Below are 24350 nucleotides of genomic sequence, written 5' to 3'. Positions count from 1 at the left end.
TCCTCACGGTGCGTCGGCCGGTGCGGCCAACGCGGCCGGCCCGGCGCACAGGACGCGCTGGAACTCATCGGCGAACTCGGTCGCGAACTCTACCGAGAGGTAGTCGGTCCACACCGCCACGTTCAGCCGCACACCGCCGTCGGGGGCGTACCAGACTTCGGTCTCGAGCTCGCTCATCGTCGTCGGAGCGCCCAGGTGGGCGAACTCGGTGCGGCAGGACGGCAGCACCAGGTCCGGGTCGTCCAGGTTCTCCACCAGGAGCACCGGCAGCCGCCCCATGGCGTCCTCGCCGATCCCGGTGATGACCGGCATGGCCGCCTCGACGAACGAGACGTCCTGGGCGACGAGCGCGCCACCGACCGCCTTGCCGACGTTGTCCCACATGTCGCTACCGCCCGACGACGGGCGCATGCGCAGGCACAGCATGTCCATCCGGGTGGAGATCGACCGGCCGGGGTCGCCGATCCAGCTGGAGAACGGCACCAGGATGCCGAAGTCGTCCTGGCCGGACAGCTCGCGCAGCACCGAGGCGTAGGCCACGGACAGCGCCACCAGTCGGGTGGACCCCAGTTCGCGGGCGGCGGCGTCCCACGGCTCCATCTCCCGCGCGGACACCTGCCGCTCGACCGTCGCCCGGGGGCCGTCGGTCGCCTGCGACGACTGCCGCTGCGGCAGGGTGATCTGCGGGAGACCGTCGAGTTCCCGGTTCCAGTACTCGATCTGCGCGTCCAGGTCGGCCGCCGCGCGCCGACGGCGGTAGGTGTCGGCGATCTCGGCGAGCGTCTCGGCCGGCTCGGCGAACACGGGAGCCTCACCGAGCAGCCTGGCCTGGTAGGCGATGGCCAGGTCGGTGGCCATGGGCTCCTGGGACGCGCCGTCGAACGCCACGTGGTGCGCGGTGAGCCCGAACGCCAGGCGCCCGGTGTCGGCGCTCCGGACCATGGCGCAGCGCCAGATCCTGCCCTCCGCGATGCACAGCGGTCGGTACAGCTCGGCGTGGAGCGCGGCCAGCGCGGCGTCCTCCGTCGGCTGGTCCGGCAGCAGCGCCAGCTCCGGGCCGGGCACGTCGTCGGACGGCATCGCGATCGGGCCGGGGTCCATCACGTACCGCGAGTGCAGGGCCTCGTGCCGGTGGTGCACGTCGAGGATCGCCTGGGAGAGCGCGTCGACATCCGGTGCGCCGTCGATCCACCAGGCCATCGTGCAGAGGTAGGCGAGGTCCGAAGCCTCGGACATGCCCTCCCACAGGGCCAGCGCGTAGTGCACCGGCAAGTCGACCGCGCCGGCAACGGCTTCCGCGGACGCGTCGGGCGCATCGACCGGAACGGCGCCGACCTCGTCCAGCCGCGGCTTCAGCGACGCCGCGAGTTCACGCACGCTCGGGGTCGCGAACACCTGCGAGACCGGCACGGCGACGCCGAACTCCGCCTCGACCTTCGCGCACAGGCGGGCCGCGTCGAGCGAGTTGGCGCCCAGTTCGAAGAAGGAGCCGTCCGCCGGGACGAAGCCGCGCCGGAGCACCTGCCCGAACACGGCCGCCAAGCGGGCCTCCACGGGGTCCAGCAAGGGCTGCGCTTCCGGCCGGTGGTCGTCCGCGTGGTCCTCTTCGGTGGCGATCTGCTCGAGGGCGCGCTGGTCGACCTTGCCGTTGGAGAACAACGGCATCTCGGCCAACCGGCGAATCCGGTCCGGCACGAGGTAGGCGGGCAGCAGGGTCGCCAGCTCGGCGCGCACGGCGCGTTCGTCCGGCACGTCGTCACCGCTGCCGGAGTAGCACAGGCACAGGCTGCGGCCTCGGCCCTCCGGGTCCGCGATCGGCACCACCACGGCCGCCGTGACACCGGCGAGGCGCTCGGCGACGAACTCGATCTCGGCCGGCTCGATCCGGTGGCCGCGGATCTTGACCTGACGGTCGAGGCGGCCGTCGAAGTACAGGACGTCGTCGTCCGAGTAGTGCCCGAGGTCGCCGGTCCGGTACACCCGGTGGGTCTGCCCGTCGACCACGACCTCGGGGAACTTCTTCGCGGTCAGCTCCGGGTCGCCGATGTACCCCGACGCGAGCCCGGACCCCGCGATGCACAGCTCACCGGTCTCACCCGGGCCGCAGGGGCGGTCACCGTCCAGCACGAAGATCCGCGTCCCGTTGAGCACCCGGCCCAGCGGAACGCCGCCGGGGTCGACGCAGTCCTCGGCGGTGACCCGGCGCGCGGTCACCACGGACGTCGACTCGACCGGCCCGTACATGTTGTTCAGCTCGATGTCCGGGAAGTGGCGCACCAGCCGGCCCATGTGGGCGGCCGACGCGCGCTCACCGCCGGTGAGCAGCCAGCGGACACCGGCGAACGCGTCGACGTCCTCGTCGATGATCATGTTGAGCAGCGTGGTCGTCAGGAAAACGCCGTTGACACCGTGCTCGGCCACCAGCCGGCGGAGCGTGCTCGGCACCAGCACCGGGTCGTCGAGGAACACCGACGTGCCGCCGTTGAGCAGGACGCCCCAGCCGTCGAGGCAGAACCCGTCCCAGGACACCGGCGCGAGCTGCGGCACGACCATGCCGGGACCGAACTCGGCGAAGTCGCAGTCGGCGAAGAGGCGGACCATGCCGCTGTGCGGGGTGACGGTCGCCTTCGGCGTGCCCGTCGAGCCCGACGTGAAGAACACGGCGCACGGCTCGTCACCGCGGACCTCGATCCGCTGCGGCTGACGTCCCGCGGCGTTCGCGGTGCTGGGTGGCGCCGCGACCGGCACCGGCCACGGGCCCTCGACGGCGGTCACGAGCACCTTCGCGTCCAACGCGCTGACCAGCGAGTTCAGCCGTTCGCGCGGCCAGCGGACGTCGAGGGCGGCGTAAGCGGCACCGCACTCCAGCACCGCGAGTAACGCCGCTATGAACTCGGGTGTCCGGGGCATGAGCACCGGTACCAGGTCACCCCTGCCGATACCCCTGTTCGCCAGTTCCACGGCGTAGTCGTCGGCGAGCAGCCGCAGTTCGCGGTAGGTCACCCGCCTCGGACCGGCCACGATCGCGACGTCGGACGGCCAGCGCTGCGCGCACCACCGGAACAACCCGTGCACCGTCTCGATGTCGAGACGCCCCAAGGTGCTGTCCTGGAGGAGGTTCTGGTTCTCGGTCACCATTGTCATCGGGACACACTGCGCTTTCTGATCATGAACGGACCATGCTTGCCACCCCATCGCACGGCTGTCCCAGCCCTCGCGTACCGGAGGGCTCCCCGCGCCGCTCCATCGCGTGTCGCGCGGGGTCCAGGACGGTTCGGGAAACCCCCGTGTGCGCCCGTCGTCCTGCCTTGCACCGATCTGCTGATTTCCTGCAACGCGCATGCCGGTGGGTCACACCGGCCGCGCCAACGCCCCCGAAGCTTACGCCGTAAGTCTCGGCGGTAAGTTACACTTACGCAGTAAGTGCTGTCAACAGGGAGGTGCGGTTAATTTTGAAGCGTATGCGGTTGACCCGGGACCGGGTGCTGACGACCGCGATTCAGCTCGCCGACGAATCAGGCTTGACGGCCCTGTCGATGCGCAAGCTCGCTGGTGAACTCGGTGTCGAGGCGATGTCACTGTACAACCACGTCAAGAGCAAGGAAGACCTTTTCGACGGAGTTGCGGATCTGGTTATCAGCGAGATAGATACACCCTCGGTAGGCGAACCGTGGCGTAACGCAATGCACCGCCGCGCGGTCTCCGCGCACCAGGTGTTCCGGCGGCACCGGTGGGCGGTCGGGCTGATCGCCTCACGGCAGACGGTGGGGCCGTTTCAGCTGGCGCACTACGACGCCACCCTCGGCTGCCTGCACGTAGCCGGGTTCCCCTACCTCCTCGCAGGTCACGCGTGCTCTTTGATCGACAGCCACATCTTCGGGTTCATCGTCCGGAGACTGGACCTTCCGTTCGATCCGGACAATTTGGCCGCGTGGGCGGAGCACAACATCCCGCAGATCTCCGTCGAACAGCACCCGCACGTCTACGCCATCACCCAGGGCATCCTGGCGGAGGAATACCGCGACGCCGACTTCGAGTTCGGCCTGGAACTGATCCTCGACGGACTGGAGAAGCTGCTGGCGACCACTGTCGAGAATGGAGCGGACACTGAGTGACACGAGATAGCGCGCAACCTTCACCGTGCGTGAGGCAGAGTGTGCGCTCCGCGAAGCGGAACGTCACCGACCATGAATGGGAACGGACCGCCGCGACATGTTCCAGCCAATCCGAAAGGCAAACCCATAGCGATCCCGAATGACATATCCGCATTTCCGGGTTCGAGTGGGCGGCCCGGACCGGGCCGCCTCGACGTTCACGACCGGACCGGTGGCGGGTGGGCGCCGTGCCGACGTGGGCACCGTCGGCCGGGCGGCCGGCACCGCGACGTCCACCAGGGCGACCACCGCGGGACCGGTCTGCCGACCACCGCCGCCTGTCACAGCGCCGGGATCGGCAGCCGGTCCGCCCGGTTCACCAGGTGATCGGGAGGGTGGCGACGTAGTCGGTGAGCAGCCCGGAGATGAGCCGGTGGTCGTTGAGGGAGAAGTGCCAGTCGCAGCCGAGGCGGTCCAGTCGCGGGTCGTCGTTGTTCCAGAACCGGACCCGATCGTCGCCGCGCGCGTTGCGGTCCCGGACGACCTGCTCGGCCGTCTGGGCGAACAGGTTCGTGGCGCTGACGACGATGACCGCGTCGGAGCCGTACCGGGTCCGGAGCTTGTCGATGAAGCCCTGGTAGGCGCTCTTGTAGGCGGTGACGAGGCTGTCGGACGTCCAGGGCTCGCCGGGGTTGATCGCGGTGGAGAAGTCGTTGGTGCCCAGGCCGACCACGACGAGCTGCGGTCGCCAGGTGCCGGGGTTGCGCCAGACGTCGCCGGGGACGTGCTGGAGGGCGCGGTCGTAGCCGGTGCGGAAGTCGATGCCCGGTTCGCCGCCGTTGTAGTTGCGGACCATGCCGCGGCCCGAGTGGGCGTTCACCTGGTAGTCGGCGTTCAGCCAGCGGGCGGTGAGGGCGCCGAAGCTCAGGTCGGTGTTGGTGTTGCGGTTGACCCCGCCGTTGGCCGAGCAGTCCCGGGTGGTGGACGTGTTGCCGTAGCCGGCGGTCAGTGAGTCGCCGATGAACTCGATCTGCCGGGTGCGCGCGGTCGGTTTGGCGAGGATCGCACCACCGGGAGCGGCGACGAAACCGCCGAACTGGCCCGCGGCCCAAGGGCTTTCGGTGCGCTTGACCAGCCGCACGGTGTGCTCGGCGTCGGTCAGGCCCTGGACCTGGTGGGTGATGCGGCCGGGGGTCACCAGGGTGGCGACCGTGGCGCCGTCGACCTGGACGTCGTAGTCGTTGTGGGCGTCGTCGAGCACGATCCCGACGCCGGTGCCGCGGAAACGCCCCTCGAAGTAGACGCCCGGCCACGTGTACTGCGCGGCAGTGCCGTCGACCTTCACCCGGCCCACGGTGTGCGCTTGCGCCAGGACGTCCGTGGGTGGGGTGGACGTGGTCGTTGTCGTTGTCGTTGTTGTCGTGGTCGTCGTCGTTGTTGTCGTGGTGGTGGTGCCGTTGCACGGGGTGCCGTTGAGCGCGAAGTCGGTGGGCACGGGGTTCGAGGAGTTCCACGAGCCGTTGAACCCGATCCCGGCGCTCGCCCCGGTCGCCAGGGAACCGTTCCAGCTCGCGTTGTCGACCGTGACCCGGGCGCCGGACTGCGCCGCCGTGCCGCCCCAGAGCTGGGTGACGGCCTGACCGGCGGCGAAGGACCACGTCAGCCGCCAGCTCGGGACCGGGTCGCCGAGGTTGGTGACGTTCACGTTCGCGCTGAAGCCGCCCGGCCACTGGCTGCCGACCTGGTAGCTCACCCGGCAGCCCGCCGCGGCCTGGGCGGGGATCGTGGCGAGCGTGACGGCGGCGGTTACCGCGGTGACGATGCCGATGGCGGCAGCCAACCGGCTTCCATGACGGGTGACGTGCATTCTGCGTCCTTCCGAGGTCAGAAGAGGATCACCGGGCTACGACCGGCCTGATCCGCGACAGCGGCTGATCAGTCAGGGGCTGGTGCACGAGAACACCGCCGCACCCGGTGTGCCGCCGGCGATGTAGCCGAACGTCGTCGAGGCGGAGGCTGCCAGCGCACCGTTCCAGTCGGCGTTGCGCACCGCCACCGACGACCCGCTGCCGGTGGACACACCACCCCACACCTGGTTGACCGCCTGCCCGGGAGGCGCGGTCCACCGCACCGTCCAACCGCTGATCGCGGACGTCCCCGCCGTCACCTTGACCTCGGCCTGGAAACCGCCTTGCCACGTGCCGACGATGCGGTGGGTGGCCACGCACGCCCCCGGCACGACCGTCGTGGTCGTCGTGGTGGTGGTTGTGGTTGTGGTGGTTGTGGTCGGGCCGCCGCCGATGCTGTCCGGCACCGACAGCAGGGCGTTGTGCCAGGCGGTCGCCATCTTGCTGTAGCCGCCGGTGTTGGGGTGGATCCCGTCGGCGAGGTCGGCGCCGGTCAACGCCCGGTACATGTCGACCAGGTGGACCTTCCTGCCCGCGTCGACCTTGCTCTGCACGATGCCGGGGACGGCCGCGTTGAACGTTCGCACCGCCTGGTCGGCGGAGGGCAGCGGGACGATGGTGGCCACGAACAGGTGGGCGCCGGGCGCCTGGGTGGTGATCTTGTCGATCAGCGCCGACAGCCGGGCCGGCGCGCCGGCGGGGTCGGTGTGCAGGATGTCGTTGGTGCCGATGTGCAGCAGGATCGTCTGCGGGGTGTAGGTGCGCAGCCAGTTGACGACGTTGCCGTCGACCTGGGCGATCGTCCACCCGGAGTGGCCTTCGTGGTCGCGGTCGCCCAGGCTGCTCGGGCCGTTGGCCATCGAGCCGACGAAGTCGACGGCGTGACCACCGGCGGTGAGCTTCTGCCACAGGTCGACGCGGTACCCGCCGGGCACGTTGAAGCCGTCGGTGATGGAGTCGCCCAGGGGCATCACCTTCACCACCGCCGGCGCGGCGTCGGGGGCGGCCTGTGCCGCGGTGATCGCTGATCCGACCAGCGCGCCGAGCGCCACGACGGCCGCGAAGGCGGGGAGCAGGTGCGGTTTTCCGGCCATGGTGCTTCCTCTCCGCTGGCGAACCCGTGCTGTCGCGACGCTACGGAAAGCACCAGGGGAATCAACGGCCATTCCGACGCAGAACCCCAAACAAGACATCGAATTGTCCGGTCGAATTCACTCGACGCATTCGACGCGGCACACGTGCGTGCGAGTGGCCGACACCCGCCACGCTCGCGCGGCCTGGTTCCACCCGGACGAAGACCCGGCCCGGCGACAGGGACTGCCTGCGCCGGACCGGGTCGTCGAACCGTTCGATCGGCCGGACTCCTAGCCGAAGTTCACGTCACTGCACCACATGTACGCCTGGTCGAGGTGCGAAGCCTGCCAGATCGTGAAGACGACGTGGTGTCCCCTGTACGTGCCGTTGGTCTGGACGTTGAAGGAGATGTTCTGGGCCGGCGCGAACCTGCCGGTCGTCGTGACGTGGTCGAGGTTGCCCCAACCGAGGCGCTGGGTGGTCGGGTCGAACCCGTTCTTGCTGACGTAGACCCGGAAGAAGTCGGCACCGTGACTCGCCTGGTCGTACAGGCGCATCGTGAAGCTGCTGCCGACGCTGGTGGTCCGCCACCGGCCCGGGTTGTTCAGGGCGTTGTTGCGCGAGAGGGCGTTGCTGCACAGCTGACCGTCGGGGGTCGCTCCTTGGAAGTTGCCCCCCAGCCCGTCCCGCAGCGCGCTCATCCAGTTCCACATGGTGTCGGCGTTGGCCTGGAAAGCCTGCCAGCACATGGGGTCCTGCTGCTGCATGGCGGGGTTCGTGTGCTGGCTGCCCCAACTCTGCCAGCACTGGTAGGCGCGGGTGGCGGGTCCGACGATGGTGCCGTGCGCCGATGCCGTCGGTGTCGCGACGAACGTGCACGCCAGCACGCCGATGACCAGGGCGATGATGCCACGCCGTCGGGCAACAGACCCGGAGGTACTGCGCATACGCATGGATGTGCCTCCATTCAATCCGGATGATTGAGCGGCGGTGTGATCAATATGGGAGCGCTCCCAGAGCACCCCTGAGCCTATACGTCACTCAGCGAAACTTCAACGAAACATTGAGTAGTTTTCGTAGCGCCGCCGCGCCTCCGGGGAGATCTCCCCGCGCCTCCCCGCGCTGACCTGCCGTTACGCGCCGAGCACCCGCACGGTCGACCACGGTGGTCCGGACATCTCCCCCGTGCCGCCCGGGTCCGTGTCGGCGGAGTGACCCACCGAACGGCCTACCCGGTGAATCCTTTCGCGGCGCCGGAGGCTCTTATAGGCGATGTTTCGTCACGAGGGACACGTGCGACGGGTTCGCCACGTGCCGTGGAGGTGGACGTGGTCGACCGTGGATGGGCGAGTGAGCAGCTCGTCAAGGCCGCGCAGGACGGCGACCCGGAGTCGCTCGCCGCGGTGGTGCACGGGGCGCACCCGCACGTGCGGCGCTTCGCCGAGCACCTGTGCGCGTCACCGCAGGACGCCGAGGACGCCGCGCAGGAGGCGTTGATCGTCCTCTACCGCAAGATCGGTTCCCTGCGGGCCACGGCGGCGCTCGCGTCCTGGATGTTCCGGATCGTGCGGCACGAGTGCCTGCGCAGGGCCCGGCGCCTGTTCGACCACGACGACGAAGTCGGCACCGGCAGTGCGGCGTCGGCCGAGGACGAAGTCCTCAAACGCCTGGAGGCCGAACGGGTCGCGGAGGCGATCCGGGCGCTGCCCGACGTCCAGCGCCGCGTGCTGATCATGCGGGACGTGCTGGGCCGGCCGGGATCGACGGTCGCCGACGCGCTCGGGCTGAGCACCCCGGCGATGAAGTCCCACCTGCACCGGGCCAGGACCGCGCTGCGCCTCAGCCTGCGCACCGGGGTCTAGGACGCACGAGGTCCCTCGACCTCACCGCCATCCGACCCGACCAGACCCGACCGACCCGATCGGACCCGACCGACCAGACCCGATCGACCTCGACCGACCAGACCCGATCGACCTCGACCGAACTTCTTGGGCAACCCGACCCGAAAGGGAGTACCACCATGCTCGAATCCGGTTCACCCGCACCGCAGATGGTGCTGGAAGACACCACGGGGCAGACCGTCCGCCTGTCCGACTACCAGGGTGGGCACGCGGTGCTGCTCTTCTTCGTGCGGTCGACGTCGTGCCCGGTCTGCAACAGGCACGTCCGGGACCTCGTCGAGCGCGCCGACGAGCTGGCGGCCGACGGTGTCCGCGTCCTCCTGGCGGTGCCGGAAGACCGCGAGAAAGCGGCCGGGTGGAAGGCGAAGCACCGGATTCCGTTCCCCGTGCTCACCGGCCGCCGCGAGAGCCCGCACGAGATGATCGGCCTGAGCCGGAAGGTCTTCGGTTCGATGCAGCAGTCCGGCAGCATCCTCGTCGACCGCCAGGGCGTCATCCGCCACGCCCACGGCGCCACCATGCCGACCGGCAGCTACGACAAGAAGGGGATCACCGCGGCCATCGCGTCCCTGCGCACCCCGGCCTGACCGCCCGGTTGTCGGCCGGCGCCCCGCAACGTGGGCGGTTCGCCGTGCTCTAGCCCGACAATCCGCCCACGAGGTCCGCACCGCGTTCAGCGCCCCCGCCGGCGTGGACGGCCGCACGCATCCGGTCGAGGTTGCGCCGGACGGCGCTGTCGGAGGTGACCCGCTCGACCACCGCCCGCAGGTCTCCGACGTCCTCCAGGCGCTCGCCGAGGCCGAGCTCCTGGATGCGGTCGGCGTTGGCCTCCTGTTCGGGCGTCCGCGGTGACGCGATGAGCGGGACGCCGTGGTACAGCGCCTCCATCGTGGAGTTCATCCCGGCGTGCGTCACGAACGCCTTGGCACGGCGCAGGACCGCGGGCTGCGGGAACCAGCTCCGGACGTCGACGGTGGCCGGCACCGGCCCCGTGTCGGGCGCGTTCACGGCCACCTGCCACGCCCCGTCGCCGAACGCCCCGACGCAGGCCCGGTAGAACTCCGGGTCGGTCATGATCGAGCCGAGCGACACGTAGAGCAGTGGCAGGTCGGGGTACTTGGGCGACCAGGGTTCGGCCGCACGACGTCCGAGCAGCGGGCCGATGAACTCAAACGTCTCGTCGAAGGTCTCACCGGCGGGCTGGAACTCCCTCGGCAGGAACACCAGGTTCAGCTCCTCCGGCGCGTCCAGCGTGCTCCGCACGTCGAGCTCGACCCCGCACTGGTCCGCGAACCTCGCGCAGTCGTCGGCGATCACGTGCGCCGCGTCGGGCACAGGCAGCGCATAGGACTCGTTGGTCGCCAGGTGCGGGATGCACCGCACGGCCGGGACGTCCAGCTCCCGGGCGACGATCCGGGCGGGCCAGTTGGTCGCGTCGTAGCAGATCACGTCGGGCCGGTGGGTCCGGCAGCGGTCGAGCAGGACCGGGTGGACCGCCCGCATCGCCGCGAAGTAGTGCCGGAACCAGCCCGCCATGACATCCCCACCGACCGGCGCGTACGGCCGGAGCGCCGGCAGCTCGACCCAGTCCGCCCCCGCCGCGGTGACCGCCTGGGCGTTCTCCGCTCCGGTCGCGTAGTCCACCCGGTGACCGCGCTTCGTCAGCTCCTCGACCAGGGCCAGCGTCGGCGTGATGTGGCCGTGCCCGGCCAGCGTGACGAACAGCAGCGCCACAAGACCCTCCTCAACCGGTCGAGACCTCGGGGCAGCCTTTCGGGCGGAGAGCCGAGCACGCAACCGAATTGCGACCGGCCTACGAAGCCCGCTCCGGCACGTCCTCCGCGATCCGGCGCGGCAAGCGGACGGTGGTGAGCAGCGGCAGGACCATGAGGGCGGCGGACGTCCACGCCAACGCGGCCGGCGCGTGGTCCAGGACCACACCGCCGAGTGCCGCGCCGCCCGCCACGGCCCCGTTCCACGACGCGATGGTGAGGGACTGCGCGGCGTCCGCGGTACGACCGGCGACCATCGCCGTCACGGCCTGGAACGCGGTCGGCGCGCCGCCGAAAGCCAGGCCCCACAACGCCATCGCGGGCAGCAGGCGGGACGGTTCGCCGTCCGCCACCACCAGCAGCAGCACCGCCGCCACGACCGACGCCGGGCACACCGCGAGCACACCGCGGGGGAACCGGTCCAGCGCGCCACCGACCACGAGTATGCCCACGACGGCCGCACCGCCGAACACCAGCAGCGCCGTGCTGAGCAACGACTCCCGACCGAAACGCGCCAGCTCCGGACCCAGGTACGTGTAGAGGACGTTGTGCGCCAACGAGAACGTCAGCACCATCACCAGCACCGAGCCCATGCCCGGCACGGCCAGGGCGGCCCGCACCCCGATCCGCACCGGCTCGGCGGCGACCGGCGGGACCACCGCCGCCACCCACGCCAGCAGCGGCAGGGCGATCGCACCCATGAGGGCGAAAGTCCAACGCCAGCCGAGCAGTTCGCCCAGCGCCGTGCCCGCGGGCACCCCCACGGCGAACCCTAGGGGCGTGCCCGCCATGGCCACGGCCAGGGCCCGGCCGGAGAGCCCCGGTGGCGCGATCCGCATGGCGTACACGGCGACCAGCGACCACATCACGCCGGTGATCGCGCCGGACACGATCCGCGTGGCCAGCACCACCGGGTACCACGGTGACACCGCGATCACGAGGTTGGTCACGACGAACCCCAGCACGAGCACGAGCAGCACCGGTTTGCGCGGCAGTCGGGAAACCAGTGCCGTGAACGGGATCGCGGTGACGGCGGTGGTGATCGCGTACCCGGTGACCAGGTGCCCGGCGGTGGACGGCGACACCCCGAAGTCCGCGGAGATGCCCAGCAGCAGCCCGGCCGGCAGCACCTCGGTGAGGCAGCCGAGCAGGACGATGACGGAGAGAGCGAGCAGCGCCCGCAACGGCAGCACGACGGGATTCCCTTCCCTCGCGGCGAACGGCCGGCGCCCCACGGGAGACGCCGGCCGGACGCATCAGGATCAGCCCTTGGCGAGCTGGGCGTCGATCCACGACCGCAGGGCGGCCTCACCGCGGTAGCCGACGGTGCGGCCACTGATCTCCACGCCGTTGCGGACCGGGACCAGGGTCGGGAGGTAGCGGATGCGGTACTGGGACGACAGGTCGCGGCTGACGTCCACGTCCACCTCGCCGAGCAGGAAGCGGCCGTTGTACTCGACCGCCAGCCGCTCGATGACCGGCTTCATCTGGCGGCACGGGCTGCACCACTCGGCGCCGAAGTCCAGGATCACGAGCTTGGTCTGCGAAACCTGCATGACCTGCGCGTGGTTGGCCGACGTGACCTGGACGATGTGCTCGCTGATGATGGTGGTGTCCGCCGGCGCGGCACTGGCCGGCGCGACCGCGGCGAGCGCGGCGGCGACGACCGCGACGGCGGTGACGCCGATCCGCGCAAGTCGTGTGAACAGGGACATGTGATCTCCTCGATGGCAGGGGAATTGGGGTGGCGGCGGAAGATCAGTGCAGCGCGGAGGTCGGCAGGCCGGCGGCGGCCCAGTCCTCGATGCCCTCGCGGTACTTGCGCACGTTCTCGTAACCGAGGTGGACGAGACAGGTGCCGACGAAATCGCTGTTGCGGCAAGGCGTGTTGGCGCAGTAGACGACGATGTCGGCCGATTTGTCGGGCAGCACGGTCGGCGCGTGCCGGGCGGTGGATTCCGCCGCTTCCTCGTAGGGGAAGCCCGGGATGTTCACGGCTCCGGGCAGGTGCTCCTTCTCGTAGTAGGCCACGGGCATGGTGTCGACCACGACAAGCGTTCCCGCGTCGATGCCTTTCCTGAGTTCGTCCCGCGTGATCAGCGGCAGCATGGCGGTTTCCCTTTCCAGCGGATCGCTTCCCGCGGCGGTACACCGAGTGTGTCCACGTCCGGGGCGTCCCGCCCACTGCCGACCGCTTATGCCGTGCTGTTATCCGCGGCCAGCCAGCGCCGGTAGATCTCGTTGCCACCGGCCAGTTCCCGGTACTCGCCCACCGCGGCGGCGTGCACCTCGCCGAAGCGCGCGGCCAGCGGGTGGTCGGTGCGCCACAACAGGATGTGCTGCACCGACATCGGCGTTCCGGTCAGCGGGCGGACCGCCATGCCGGGCGTGTCCGACGTCGTCGGCTGGACCAGGCAGACGCCGTGCCCGCCGGCGACGAGGCGGAACCGCAGGGTGTCGACGTCGTGCGCGATGTGCGGGGTGAAACCGTGCGCCAGGCACATCTCCCGGAACACGATCCGGCACCCGTCGCCGCAGCTGGACACGATCCACCTCTCCTCGGCCAGGTCGGCGAGGTTCACGGCGGTCTCGCCGGCGAGCCGGTGCCACGAGGGCAGCGCCACGAAGGCCGGCTCGGTGACCACGCGGGCGACGCGCACCTCACCGGGCACCGCGAGCGTCCGGGGACCGCAGATCAGGACCAGAGCCAGGTCCACGCAGCGGTTCACGACCTGCTGCACCAGCCGCGTGTGCGACATGTCCGCCCTGGTCGTGAGTTCGTGGTCCGGCAGGAGGTCCGACACGCACCGGAACACCTCCGGCGCCAGCGCGCTGTCGTTCCAGCCGACGCGGACGCCGCTGTCGGCCCGCTGGTGCCGGCGGAAGTCGCGGTCCAGCTCGTCGAACGCGGGGATGATCGCCTCCGCGCGGGCGAGCACGAGCGCGCCGATGCGCGTCGGCCGGACGCCGCGCGGGTCGCGGTCGAACAGCCGGTCGCCGACCACCTGCTCGATGCGCCGCAATTGGTGGCTGAGCGCGGGTTGTGGAATGCGCAGTGCACCCGCCGCTCGGTTGAGGCTGCCCGCCCGCGCGATCGCGAGCAGCACACGCAGGTGACGGACCTGGAGCTCCATCAGTCCATTTACGCGGGTTCGGCCGCGTGCTGTCACGCGGTTGCGCCGATCCCGCAGGGCGAAGTCACCCGGACGGCCTCGCCGAGCGGGCCGCGCAGCGGGCGGTGCAGGGACTATAAGGCCGCGGCATGGCGTTTCGGCACTACCACCGCCCCACAGGGGTCCGCATAGTGGTCGAACAAATCCCTGTTTTTCCGGGATATCCCTGCATCCCTGCACAATATAAATCTCGGAGTCGACGGTGTTGCTGACAACCCCGCTGACCGAGCACTGCGCCGGACCGCTGGAAAGCGGCCGGCACGTGTGCATCGGCGTGAGCCCTTTCAACAGCTACTTCTCGGTCGAACGCATCACCGCGCTGGCCCTCTGGGCCAGGAGCGGATTCGAGCGCTTCCACTTCTTCATCCCCGACCGCGCCGCCGTCTACACGTTGGAGGCGGTGGGTTACGACCCCGATCGCGCCCGCGCGAAAGCCCGTCGCCAAGGCCAGTACGTGGTCAACAAGGTGTGCCGGGCGTTGGGGGACCTCGGTGTGGCCGATCCCGAGCGGCACGTGCTCGACGGTGCGGCACTGGCCGAGAACGCGGCCTACCAACGGCTGCTGGCGCACGCGCACGACCTGTTCGCCACCGACGAGGCCTTCGCCGACCGGTGCCTGGACGCGACCCGGTGGGTGCTGGACCGCAGGCTGCCCGAAGGCGAAGTGCCGAGCGAGGACCAGCTGCGGTGCGCCGTCCGGTACTTCCTCGCCGAGCTGCCGCTGTTCGTGGACACGCCGGCCATCGCGGGGGTGGAGAGCTCGGTGTTCGCCTACCACCAGCGCGTGAAGTTCCTGGAGTCCCTGTACGCCCGCGAGCTGACCTGGTGCCCCCGCCCCGACCAGGGGTTCGTGCTGCTGTCCGACGACGACGGGAAGTGCTGACCGTGCACGACGACTACTCGCTGCGCCGCCTGCCCGACTCGGCCCGCTGCTCCTGGGTCTCGGTCGCGGTGCAGCGGTTCGGGCAGGTGTCCTCGTTCCACCAGTTCCTGCTCGGGGCGGTCCTCGGGTTCGGCATGACCTTCTGGGACGCCGTGCTGGCGATCACGCTCGGCTCGGTCATGCTGGAGATCGTCACCGTGCTGATGGGTGTGGCCGGGATGAGGGAGGGCGTCTCGACGTCCGTGCTCGCCCGGTGGGCCGGGTTCGGCGGACGCGGGTCGGCCCTGGTGGGCCTGCTGGTGACGCTGAGCCTGGCGGGGTGGTTCGGCGTCCAGAACGACGTGTTCGCGCACGGCCTGCACGCGTTGATGGGTGGTCCGCCGGTGTGGTTGTGGGCGGTGATCGGCGGGATCGTGGTGACGTCGATCGTCGTCGCGGGCTTCCACCTCATGGCGTGGACGGCCTACCTCACCGTGCCCGCCTTCCTGCTGCTCGCCGGGTACGCGATCAGCCAGGAACTGCGCCGGCACGACCTCGGCGAACTGGTGTCCATGGCGCCGCCGGGTCCCGCGCTGTCCCTCGCGCAGGGCACGACGCTGGTCGCGGGCGCGTTCATCATGGGCGCGGTGATGACGCCCGACATGACCCGGTTCAACCGCCGGGTGGGTGACGTCGTCAAGCAGACGCTGATCAGCGTCACCCTCGGCGAGTACCTGATCGGCCTGACCGGCGTGGTGCTCGCGCACGCCGCGCGCAGCGCGGACATCGTCGCGGTGATCACCTCCACGTCCGGCGTGCTGGGCACCCTGGTGCTGATCACGGCGATCATGAAGATCAACGACTGGAACCTGTACTCGGCGTCGCTCGGCCTGGTCAACACCGTGGACGTGCTCGCCGGCCGCAAGCTGTCCCGGCCCGCCGCCACGCTCGCCCTCGGCGCGCTGGGCACGCTGCTGTCCGCGCTGGGCATCCTCGACCACTTCACGACGTTCCTGACCTGGATCGGCGTCATCACCCCGCCCGTCGCGGGCATCATGATCGCCGAGTACTTCGTGGTCCGCACGTGGCGCACCGCGCTGGACGAGTCGCGCGCCACCGGCGAACTGCCGCCGGACCCGCCGAACTGGGTGCCCGCGTCGCTGCTGTGCTGGGCGGTGGGCGCGGCCGTCGGCGTGCTGGTGCCCTTCGGCATCCCGACGATCAACTCCGTCGTCACCGCCTTCGCGCTGTACGCTGTGATCGGCAGGACAGTCGGGATCATGCGACCGCCGCCCAGGTCCCGCGTCGACACTCACCGCTAGACGGGGTGTGACGGCATGGAACTCGACGTCCACCACCTCCGCCTCGTGCAGGCCATCGGCGAGACCGACAGCCTGTCGGAGGCGGCGGTGGTGCTCGGCATCAGCCAGCCCGCCGTGAGCGGGAAGCTGAAACGGCTGGAGAACGCGCTCGGCCAGCGCCTGTTCGACCGCGGCCACTCCGCGGCGGTGACACCGACACCCACCGGCGAACTGCTGTTGAGCCGGATCAACGCGGTGCTGCCGCTGATGGAAGGTCTGGTGCGCGACATCGAGTCGCGCGCCGACCGGACCGCGGCGCGCATCCGGGTCGGTGGCGTGTGCTCGCCGATCCTGAGCCACCTGCCCGCGATCGTGGCCGAGCACGTCCCGTCCGGTGAGGGCGCGTCGCTGGTCGACAGCGACCGCCGTGACCTGGTGGTGGACCTGGTGGCCCAGCGCCGGCTGGAAGTGGGGCTGCTCAAGGACTACCCGGGGTTCGGTGTCAGCGTGCCCGCGTCGGTGGAGACGGCCGTGGTCGCGTTGGACCCGACGATGGTGGTGCTGCCGGAGGACCACCCGTTGGCACGGCACGACGTGGTGCGGCTCGAAGACCTCGCCGACGTGGAGTGGGTGCTGCCGAGCCCGGACTCCTCGCGGTTCCACGAGTACTTCCACAACACGTGCCGCTCCGCGGGGTTCCAGCCGCGCGTGCGGCACATCTCGGACGACAACTCCACGACGATCGCCGCCGTGCGCAGCGGCGCGGTCGCGCTGTCCCAGGGCGTGTGCGAGGGGCACCACCAGGTCGTGATGCGGCTGCTCGCCGACGGCGCGCTGGAACGCCGGTTCGTGCTGCTGTGGCACCGGGAAGGGGTGGTGGCCGAGCACGCGCGGGCCGTGCTCACCGATGCCGCCGCCGCCTACCGCGCGGAGTGCGACGCGTCGTCGGTGCTCCCCCGCTACCTGGAGTGAGCCGGCCGGGCTGCCCCGGCCGGCTCGGCGCGTCACTCAGTGGGCGCCGTCGTGCCGTACACCCAGGTCTCGAAGAAGGCCGTGAGATCCATGTCGGCCACGGCCGCCGTGTACAGCTCCCAGTCGTACCAGCCCTGGTTCCAGTTGTCGTTGATCTCCGGGAACTCGCGCATGACGGTGAAGAACTTCTCGTCGCCGATGCGCTTGCGCAGGGCGTGCACCATCAGCACACCCTTGTCGGACACCGAGAACTCCCTGCCCCGGCCGGGGTCGGCGAGCTTGCGCGCCCAGAACGCCTCGTCGGCGGCGCCGACGGCCGCCAGGTAGCGCTGCTCGACCGCGACACCGTGGCGCTCCTCGTCCCACAGCCACTGCAGGTAGCGGGCGAACGACTCGACCAGCGGCTGGTCCTTCCACATCTTGATGGCGAGCTTGTTGCCCCACCACTGCGCCGCCACCGCCTGCACCAGCGCGGCCTCACCGGCGCCCGCGCCGAACACCGGGCGCCCCTGCGAGGGGTGCGCGTAGCCCAACCTGTCCGGCACGTACAGCCCGCCGGCGGAGGAGTAGGGGAACGGGCCGAGCTTGCCGGTGAGGAAGTCCGCCACGGCGGGCAGCTTGGCGGCGAGCGCGCCGGCGTCGCTGTACGGCGCGAAGGCGTCGAAGACCGGTGTGCCGGCGGAGAGGGCCGACTCGCGCACGGTGAACCGGTCCAGGCCGATCATGGTCGCCGAAGGCGCGATCGGCGTGTCCTCCGACCAGGCCACCGTCGTCCGCTGATCGACGTGGACCGACTTCCGCACGCCGTTGGACACCGCCGTCCAGCCGTTGGGCACGGTCGCGGTGACGCCGAACGTCGCCTTGTCCGCCGTGGTGTCGTTGACCGGGAACCAGGTCGTCGCCGAGTGCGGTGCGCCGGCGGCGAGCGCTCCCCCGGTCCACGAGGTCCGCCAGCCGGTCCAGCCGCGGCCGGTGTACTCGGCCTGCGGCCGACCGCAGTACGCGATCGTCACGGTGAACGACGCGCCCTCGGGCAGGGTGACCGCGGGCGTGATGACGAGTTCGTGCTCCTTCGCCCGGGTGAAGGTGGCCGGGACGCCGTCGACCCGCACGCTGGTCACCGTGAGCCCGCGCAGGTCGAGGTTGAACCGGCTCAGCCGCTGGGTCGTGGTGGCGGTGACGACCGTTCTGGCGTTGAGGTACCGGTTCGCCGGGTCGTAGGACAGGGAGACGTCGTAGCGGTCCACGTCGTACCCGCCGTTGCCGTCGGTCGGGTAGTACGGGTCGACGCCCAGCACGGTGCCGTTCGGCGCGACGTGGACGTAGCCATCCCCGCCGATCGTGTCCTCCTGCGCGGCGGCGGTCGCCGGGAGCAGGGACAGGCCGCACAACAGCAAGGTGACCGACGACGTGAGTCGCCGGACGCGCACAGTCATGGGGAGCCTTTCGGTTCGGTCGGTTTCGGGCCAGTCTCAGCGCCCACCCGTGCCCCGGCCCACTGCCACTTCCCCATGTCGACGCGTTATCCCGGCGGCCGGTTGCTAGCGTTGCGCGGTGTCTGAGAGAGAGCACACCGGCCGGATCCTCGACGGCCGGTTCGAGCTGCTGGAGAGGTTGGGCAGCGGCGGGATGGGGACGGTCTGGCGCGCCCTCGACCTGGGGCTGCACCGCGAGGTGGCCATCAAGGAGGTCCGCCCGGCCGACGCCGACCAGATCGAGGGCAACCCGGCGATGGCCGCCCAGCTGCGGGAGCGCGTGCTGCGCGAGTCCCGCGCGCTCGCCAGGTTGCAGCACCCGAACGTCGTGTCGATCTACCAGATCATCGACTCGGCCGACTCGCCGTACCCGTGGATCGTCATGGAACTGGTCCGCGGCACGTCGCTGGACGCGCGGCTGGACGCCGGTGTGCTCACCCCGGTCGAGGCCGCGAGGCTCGGGCGGGACGTGCTCGCGGCGCTGCGCTCGGCCCACTCCGCGGGCGTGATGCACCGCGACGTCAAGCCGGGCAACGTGCTGCTGCGGACGGACGGCAGCGCCGTGCTCACCGACTTCGGCATCGCCGCCCTCCAGGGCTCGACCCAGCTCACCGCGACCGGCGACGTCATCGGTTCACCGGAGTACATCGCCCCGGAGCGGCTGCGCGGCGACGAGACGCACACCGGGTCGGACTTCTGGTCGCTCGCGATGCTGCTGTACGTGGCCGTCGAGGGTCACCACCCGATGCGCCGCGCGACGACGATGGCGACCCTCGCCGCCGTGATGACCGAGCCGGTACCGCCGCCGCGCCGCGCGGGTGCCCTCGCGCCCGCGCTCAACGCGGCCCTCCGCAACGACCCGGCGGAACGGCCGACCGGCGAGGTGCTGGACCAGATGTTCGCGGCGGCCGAGCGCGACTCGGCTCCGTTCACGGGGCCTCCCACCCCGGCGGGGTTCCCGGTCCCGGGGCCGCCGAGCGGTCCTCAGCCGCAGCTGCAGTACCCCCAGTGGCCGTCCGGACCGACGCCGACACCGGTCGGCGGTCCGCTTCCCCCCGTTTACCAGCAGTCCTACCCGACCCCGCTTCCGAAGACGCGCAGGCGGGCGGGCGCCGTGGTGTCCTCGCTGGTCGGGGTGGCGGTGGTCGTCGCCTCCACGCTGCTCGTGGTCCACCTGGCGAAGAAGGACGACTCGGCGAACTCCCCCACGGGTTCGTCGACCGCGACGACGACCACGCGGTCCGACGTCGTCCCGACCGCCGGCCCGACGACCACCACGGTCGCCTACGCGGTGAAGGACGACCTGCTCACGCCCGCCGGTGCGCGCAAGGCGGCCGGCGCGCTCGGCGAGGCGATGGGCGGCACCAAGGTGTCCGAGCTGACGCTGTGGCCGGACCGCGCGTCGGCGGTCGCCCCGACCGCCGCGGTCGCGCACGGCTTCGACGATTTCGAGTACAAGGGCGGCAAGGCGACCAGGCAGGGTCCGGACGGGGTGGACGCCGACCGCGCCGTGCTCGACCTGAACGAGGTGAACTGGGACGCCCTGCCCGCGCTGTTCGACCGGGCGACGGCCGAGCTGGGCGTACCGCAACCGACCATGCGGTACCTGATCGTGGACATCGACATCATCGACGACACCCCTTCGATGCGGGTGTACCTGATCGACGACTACGGCGGCGCGTACCTGGAGGCGAACCTCAAGGGCGAGGTGCAGAAGGCCTACCCGCGCGACAAGTGACCCCTCGGCGTGACTTCGGGAGCCCACCGCCCGCGCCCGAAGTCACGCCGAATCACCATCCCTGAAAAACGTCACACCTCCAGGTGAATGCGTCCCCCTGTCGAGATGTGCGGCGTCACGCAACTGGATGTCCCGTGCCCGTGTGGCTGAACGCGGAATTCGCCCTTTCCAGCTACGCCGGGAATCGCACCACACCCCCTATGGTCGAGTCAGGACCGCCCGCCACCACGGCACGCGCCATGCGCCTCTCGCGCGACACGAGATCAACGAACGATCCGTGCGGGAATCGCGGGAATCGCGGGAAACCGACGACCGCTCCGACCGGCACCGACCGCGCCACCCGGGACGCCACCGACAGGGAAGGTGAACATGGACCACGCCGTCACCACCGACACCGTCGCCAAGCCGCGGCCGGCCGGCTCCCGGAAAGCGGACATCTCGGCGTTGAGGGCGATCGCCCAGGCGGCCGTGAACGTGGAGCTGTTCACGATCCCGCTCTACATGTGCGCGATGACCTCGATCCAGGGCATGCACCAGATCACCGGCAAAGGCCAGGACTTCTACCGGGGCCGGCTGTGGCCCGGTTCCGCCACCACCGCGAAGCCGACCACCCCGAACGAGAAGGCCTTCAACATCGTCTTCTCGGTGTTCATCGAGGAGATGCTGCACGTCCAGCTGGCCGCGAACCTGGCAAGCCGGCTCGGCGTCACCCCGCTGTTCACCAGTCCCCTGCTGCAGAACCCCGCCCACGGCTGGACGTGCTACGGGCCGGACAAGACCGTGATCCCGCACATCGTCGACCTGACCGACACCACGGACTCGTCGGACGTCAAGGTGAACATCGGCGCGGTGGACCTGGAGCAGACCCGCCTGTTCCGGGTGATCGAGCAACCCGAGCAGGACGCCCGCGCGAAGATCAAACCCGAAGCACGGCACAAGTACTTCCCGCCCGTCCCGTTCCCGCGGTGGGAGCAGGGCATGACGGAGAAGGACCTGCCGATGTTCGGCACGATCGGGCACATGTACCTGTGCTATTACGACTACCTGAACCTGACCTACGAGGACGCACCGACGAAGAAGCTGTGGGAGTACGTCTACGACAGTGCCGCCTTGCAGCGGGACCTGTTCAACGTCGAGAAGCCACCCGGTCACCCCAAGCGCGAGTACCCGGGCTTCGACACGACCATCACCCGGCCCTCGCTCCAGCTGGTGTGGGACATGATCAGCGCCATCACCGACCAGGGGGAAGGCGGTGAACTGCCGAGGGCACGCCCGGAAATGGTCGAGGACAAGTACCAGGCTTCGCTGGACGCGTTGAAGGCGGATTACCCCGACTACACCGACACCGGCGGCCCGGCCGAGTCGAGGGACGCCACGGCGCGGTACGACAACGGCAGCAAGGACCACTACGAGCGCTTCGCGGAGATCGAAGCCCTGCTCAAGCAGCACGACTTCCTGACGTGGCCGCAGTGGCGCAAGAGCGAGCAACGGCCGTGGAAGGCCGCGGACCTGACCACCGCGTCGTGGCAGAAGGCCGACAAGTACGGCCTGCCGGACCCGGCCACGATCGCCGAGGCGATGAACGACCTCGGCCGCGACGACGCGATGTACCGGACGATCAGCCAGGCCGCGGTCGGCTCGATCGCCGGCATCACCACCGTCCTGAACACCTACTGGACCGACGAGAAGGTGATGTTCCCCTACCCGTCCATGGCCGGCTCGGGCGACCGGATGGCGATCTGCTGGGCGTTGTTCCGCAAGGCGCCCGACCTGGGCGGCGCGGTGGGCGTCGACCACGGCACCAAGCTCCTGCACGCCTGCCAGGGCCTCGACCTGACCAACAAGACGGGCCACGCGAACGACTGCGCGGCGGTCGACGTCTTCCACTCCTGCCGCGGGTCCAACGCGTGCAAGGCCCAGGGTGGCTGCGGGTTCGTGCAGAAGACCGGTGGCGGTGGGAACTGCGGTTTCGCGCTGGTGAAGGCCAAGACCGACGGCGACGCGACCCAGGACGGCGAGCGGACCCTGTACTCCCCTCCGGGCGACAACAAGTGCGGCGCCTTCGGCGGCTGCGCGGTACCCATCTCGGCCTCGCAGGTGCTGCCGCAGGGCGGCACCATGCAGTTGTACGACTTCGTCGGCGAGGGGAACGCCTCCACGCCCATCAGCGAGATGGCGTTCGAGCGCGGCGAGAAGGTCTACGACGTCGCCTACCGCGCCTACCAAGTCGTGATGGAGCACCGCAAGCTGCCCGTGGCGCCCAAACCGCAGCCGAACAAGGTGCGGCTGGCGTTCCCCCCGTCGACGTGAGCAGCACGACGGCCCGCCTGGGGCTGCCGAACCTCGGTGACGGCGTGGGGCTGCGCGATGTCCACTTCCGCTACCTGGTGGACACCCCTCCGGAAGCGTGGGGCGTCGACTGGTTCGAGATCATCAGCGAGAACTTCTTCGACGACCACGGTTTCGCCGCCCACGTGCTGGACCACGTGTCGGCGCACCGCCCGGTGGTGATGCACGGGGTGTCCCTGTCCATCGGCAGCACGGACCCGCTGGACACCGGCTACCTGGACAAGTTGGGTGAACTGGCCGAGCGGGTGCGCCCGGCCTGGATCTCCGACCACCTGTGCTGGACCGGGGTCAACGGCGTCACGAGCCACGACCTGCTGCCGATGCCGCTGACCCGGCGCAGCCTCGCCCACGTGGCCGACCGGGTGCGGGCGGTGCAGGACCACCTCGGCCGGCCGCTGGTCCTGGAGAACCCCAGCAGCTACCTGGAGTTCCACGCGTCCGACATCCCCGAGTGGGAGTTCCTGGCCCAGCTGGCACAGGACACCGGGTGCGGTGTGCTGCTGGACGTCAACAACGTCCACGTCAGCGCTACCAATCACGGTTTCGACGCCGTGACGTACATCCGGGGCCTGCCGGCCGAGCACGTCGTCCAGGTCCACCTCGCCGGCCCCGCCGATCGCGGTCACTACCTGCTCGACACCCACGACGGTCCCGTGCCCGACGAGGTGTGGCCGCTCTACGCGCTGGTGCAGCAGCGGACCGGCGGGGTGTCGACCCTGCTGGAGTGGGACGCCGACATCCCGCCGTTCCCCGACCTGGTCGCCGAACTCGCCAAGGCGGCGGAAGTCCGCGCCGGGCGCGTGCCGCCGGGCAAGGCGGGCAAGGCGGGCACCACCGGCGTCGTGGCGTCCCCCCGGCCGCACGCGGACGGCCGGGCTCATGCCTGAGCCGGACCTCGCCGTCCTCCAGCAGTGGCTGCTGACCACCTGCACGGGCACCGGGGAAGCGCACGGCGGCGATCGGATGCCGAGGCCGTCCGACGTCGTCCGGGGTTCCGACCGGCTGAGAGCGGAAGAACGCGTCGACATCTACGCCCGTGGCTACCGCGCGCGCTTGCGCGAATGCCTCAAAGCCGAGTTCCCCGTCCTCCACGCCCTCGTCGGCGACCAGGTGTTCGGCTTGTTCGCGGACGGTTACGTCGCGGCACGTCCCCCGACCTCCTACTCGATGTTCGACCTCGGCGCGGGTTTCGCCGACTTCCTCCAGGAGACCCGGCCCCAGCCGCTCGGACCTCCCGGCTCACCGGACGCGCTGCCCACCGCGCTGGCCCGGTTGGAACGCGCACGCGCTGAATCACGCCGGGCCCGAGGGGTGGAAACCGAGCCCGACCACCAGCCCGTCGCACCGTTCGCGGTGATGACCTCGCCGGACCTGACCGTCCGCACCCCGCCGACCTTGCGGTTGCTGCGGCTGGACTTCGCCCTGCTCGACACCGTCACCGCCGCCGACCACGGCGTCCGGCCACCCGTCCCGGAGCCCGGCGACACCTGCTACGCCGTGGCCCGCACCCACTACCGCGTCCGGGTCCACGTCCTCGCGCCCTGGCAGCACGCCTTCCTGCACGCGTGCGCCGCCGGTGGCACCCCCCTGCACACCGCAGCCGCGACCACCGCCCGCACCTGCGGGCGCGACCCCTCCCGCATCCTCGCCGCGTTGTGCACTTGGCTACCCCTGGCGGTGGACGCGGGACTGGCCACGTGCACGCCCGACGACCGTTCCTGACATCGCGGCG

The 24350-nt window shown here is 70.5% G+C and carries 20 protein-coding genes; 10 read left to right on the top strand and 10 right to left on the bottom strand.

The genetic code is table 11. The features are described 5' to 3' along the window. Positions 1-3: 3 nt before the first annotated feature. Positions 4-3144, bottom strand: a complete 3141-nt coding sequence (locus OQ02_RS31040; protein WP_197043575.1) for a non-ribosomal peptide synthetase — start codon at positions 3142-3144, stop codon at positions 4-6. 338 nt (positions 3145-3482) lie between these two features. Here OQ02_RS31040 and OQ02_RS31035 point away from each other — a divergent pair, with 338 nt between their 5' ends. Next, a complete protein-coding gene (locus OQ02_RS31035; RefSeq protein ID WP_197043574.1) occupies positions 3483-4115 on the top strand; it encodes a TetR/AcrR family transcriptional regulator in 633 nt (210 codons plus the stop codon). 355 nt (positions 4116-4470) lie between these two features. On the opposite strand, the gene OQ02_RS31030 is transcribed toward OQ02_RS31035, so the two are convergent. The 3 genes from OQ02_RS31030 to OQ02_RS31020 all read right to left on the bottom strand — a co-directional run bounded on the left by OQ02_RS31030 (position 4471) and on the right by OQ02_RS31020 (position 8028). Further along, a complete protein-coding gene (locus tag OQ02_RS31030; RefSeq protein WP_231500308.1) occupies positions 4471-5934 on the bottom strand; it encodes a cellulose binding domain-containing protein in 1464 nt (487 codons plus the stop codon). A gap of 99 nt (positions 5935-6033) precedes the next feature. Further along, positions 6034-7095 carry a GDSL-type esterase/lipase family protein gene (locus OQ02_RS31025; protein ID WP_051773002.1) on the bottom strand — a complete coding sequence of 354 codons (1062 nt, stop codon included), beginning with the start codon at positions 7093-7095 and terminating at the stop codon, positions 6034-6036. A gap of 270 nt (positions 7096-7365) precedes the next feature. Beyond that, entirely contained in the window at positions 7366-8028 is a 663-nt protein-coding gene (locus OQ02_RS31020; RefSeq protein WP_033442186.1) for a lytic polysaccharide monooxygenase auxiliary activity family 9 protein, read from the bottom strand. Between the two features lie 375 nt (positions 8029-8403). On the opposite strand from OQ02_RS31020, the gene OQ02_RS31015 reads away from it, so the two are divergent. Both OQ02_RS31015 and OQ02_RS31010 read left to right on the top strand, forming a co-directional pair. After that, positions 8404-8937, top strand: coding sequence for an RNA polymerase sigma factor (locus OQ02_RS31015; RefSeq protein ID WP_033442222.1), 534 nt, complete (start codon positions 8404-8406; stop codon positions 8935-8937). Between the two features lie 158 nt (positions 8938-9095). Beyond that, entirely contained in the window at positions 9096-9563 is a 468-nt protein-coding gene (locus OQ02_RS31010; RefSeq protein ID WP_033442185.1) for a peroxiredoxin family protein, read from the top strand. A 49-nt stretch (positions 9564-9612) separates the two neighbouring features. Here the strand turns inward: OQ02_RS31010 and OQ02_RS31005 are convergent, their stop codons facing one another. From OQ02_RS31005 to OQ02_RS30985, 5 genes are all read right to left on the bottom strand, one after another. Next, complete coding sequence (locus OQ02_RS31005; protein WP_033442184.1) at positions 9613-10710, bottom strand: macrolide family glycosyltransferase; 1098 nt, start codon at positions 10708-10710, stop codon at positions 9613-9615. Between the two features lie 79 nt (positions 10711-10789). Then, positions 10790-11941, bottom strand: coding sequence for an MFS transporter (locus tag OQ02_RS31000; protein ID WP_033442183.1), 1152 nt, complete (start codon positions 11939-11941; stop codon positions 10790-10792). A 69-nt stretch (positions 11942-12010) separates the two neighbouring features. Further along, entirely contained in the window at positions 12011-12463 is a 453-nt protein-coding gene (locus OQ02_RS30995) for a thioredoxin family protein (RefSeq protein WP_033442182.1), read from the bottom strand. A gap of 43 nt (positions 12464-12506) precedes the next feature. Beyond that, entirely contained in the window at positions 12507-12857 is a 351-nt protein-coding gene (locus tag OQ02_RS30990) for a rhodanese-like domain-containing protein (RefSeq protein ID WP_033442181.1), read from the bottom strand. A gap of 86 nt (positions 12858-12943) precedes the next feature. Beyond that, on the bottom strand, positions 12944-13882 hold the full coding sequence (locus tag OQ02_RS30985; protein ID WP_033442180.1) for a LysR family transcriptional regulator: 939 nt from the start codon (positions 13880-13882) through the stop codon (positions 12944-12946). A gap of 241 nt (positions 13883-14123) precedes the next feature. Here OQ02_RS30985 and OQ02_RS30980 point away from each other — a divergent pair, with 241 nt between their 5' ends. From OQ02_RS30980 to OQ02_RS30970, 3 genes are read left to right on the top strand one after another with little or no spacing between them, the layout of a single operon-like run. After that, on the top strand, positions 14124-14804 hold the full coding sequence (locus OQ02_RS30980; RefSeq protein WP_033442179.1) for a tRNA-dependent cyclodipeptide synthase: 681 nt from the start codon (positions 14124-14126) through the stop codon (positions 14802-14804). Then, positions 14798-16105 carry a purine-cytosine permease family protein gene (locus OQ02_RS30975; protein WP_033442178.1) on the top strand — a complete coding sequence of 436 codons (1308 nt, stop codon included), beginning with the start codon at positions 14798-14800 and terminating at the stop codon, positions 16103-16105. The genes OQ02_RS30980 and OQ02_RS30975 overlap by 7 nt, the downstream gene beginning before the upstream one ends. A 15-nt stretch (positions 16106-16120) precedes the next feature. Continuing rightward, positions 16121-17056, top strand: coding sequence for a LysR family transcriptional regulator (locus OQ02_RS30970; RefSeq protein WP_033442177.1), 936 nt, complete (start codon positions 16121-16123; stop codon positions 17054-17056). 32 nt (positions 17057-17088) lie between these two features. Here OQ02_RS30970 and OQ02_RS30965 read toward each other — a convergent pair whose 3' ends face one another. After that, the gene (locus OQ02_RS30965; RefSeq protein WP_033442176.1) at positions 17089-18492 is read right to left on the bottom strand and encodes a M1 family metallopeptidase; all 1404 of its coding nucleotides are present in this window, start codon (positions 18490-18492) and stop codon (positions 17089-17091) included. Between the two features lie 118 nt (positions 18493-18610). On the opposite strand from OQ02_RS30965, the gene OQ02_RS30960 reads away from it, so the two are divergent. From OQ02_RS30960 to OQ02_RS41475, 4 genes are all read left to right on the top strand, one after another. Continuing rightward, positions 18611-20269, top strand: coding sequence for a serine/threonine-protein kinase (locus tag OQ02_RS30960; RefSeq protein ID WP_051773001.1), 1659 nt, complete (start codon positions 18611-18613; stop codon positions 20267-20269). A 369-nt stretch (positions 20270-20638) separates the two neighbouring features. Then, positions 20639-22579: a ferritin-like domain-containing protein gene (locus OQ02_RS30955; RefSeq protein ID WP_051773000.1), complete on the top strand. Its 1941-nt coding sequence runs from the start codon at positions 20639-20641 to the stop codon at positions 22577-22579. After that, the gene (bufB, locus tag OQ02_RS30950) at positions 22576-23505 is read left to right on the top strand and encodes an MNIO family bufferin maturase (protein WP_081916059.1); all 930 of its coding nucleotides are present in this window, start codon (positions 22576-22578) and stop codon (positions 23503-23505) included. Before OQ02_RS30955 ends, bufB begins: the two co-directional genes overlap by 4 nt. Next, entirely contained in the window at positions 23498-24340 is an 843-nt protein-coding gene (locus tag OQ02_RS41475; protein ID WP_051772999.1) for an HvfC/BufC N-terminal domain-containing protein, read from the top strand. The genes bufB and OQ02_RS41475 overlap by 8 nt, the downstream gene beginning before the upstream one ends. Positions 24341-24350: the final 10 nt, after the last annotated feature.

Source organism: Saccharothrix sp. NRRL B-16314 (assembly GCF_000716595.1).
Classification (GTDB): domain Bacteria; phylum Actinomycetota; class Actinomycetes; order Mycobacteriales; family Pseudonocardiaceae; genus Actinosynnema.
The sequence above is the reverse complement of the archived record's forward strand: the minus strand, read 5'-3'. Positions and strand labels throughout refer to the sequence as shown.

What these genes read in the sequence shown, in the direction of transcription:
- OQ02_RS41475 (WP_051772999.1), top strand. Translation starts at nt 23,498, where the DNA reads ATGCCTGAGCCGGACCTCGCCGTCCTCCAGCAGTGGCTGCTGACCACC.
- OQ02_RS30995 (WP_033442182.1), bottom strand. Translation starts at nt 12,463, where the DNA reads ATGTCCCTGTTCACACGACTTGCGCGGATCGGCGTCACCGCCGTCGCG.
- OQ02_RS31010 (WP_033442185.1), top strand. Translation starts at nt 9,096, where the DNA reads ATGCTCGAATCCGGTTCACCCGCACCGCAGATGGTGCTGGAAGACACC.
- OQ02_RS31025 (WP_051773002.1), bottom strand. Translation starts at nt 7,095, where the DNA reads ATGGCCGGAAAACCGCACCTGCTCCCCGCCTTCGCGGCCGTCGTGGCG.
- OQ02_RS30985 (WP_033442180.1), bottom strand. Translation starts at nt 13,882, where the DNA reads ATGGAGCTCCAGGTCCGTCACCTGCGTGTGCTGCTCGCGATCGCGCGG.
- OQ02_RS31040 (WP_197043575.1), bottom strand. Translation starts at nt 3,144, where the DNA reads ATGACAATGGTGACCGAGAACCAGAACCTCCTCCAGGACAGCACCTTG.
- OQ02_RS31020 (WP_033442186.1), bottom strand. Translation starts at nt 8,028, where the DNA reads ATGCGTATGCGCAGTACCTCCGGGTCTGTTGCCCGACGGCGTGGCATC.
- OQ02_RS30990 (WP_033442181.1), bottom strand. Translation starts at nt 12,857, where the DNA reads ATGCTGCCGCTGATCACGCGGGACGAACTCAGGAAAGGCATCGACGCG.
- OQ02_RS30955 (WP_051773000.1), top strand. Translation starts at nt 20,639, where the DNA reads ATGGACCACGCCGTCACCACCGACACCGTCGCCAAGCCGCGGCCGGCC.
- OQ02_RS30970 (WP_033442177.1), top strand. Translation starts at nt 16,121, where the DNA reads ATGGAACTCGACGTCCACCACCTCCGCCTCGTGCAGGCCATCGGCGAG.
- OQ02_RS30965 (WP_033442176.1), bottom strand. Translation starts at nt 18,492, where the DNA reads ATGACTGTGCGCGTCCGGCGACTCACGTCGTCGGTCACCTTGCTGTTG.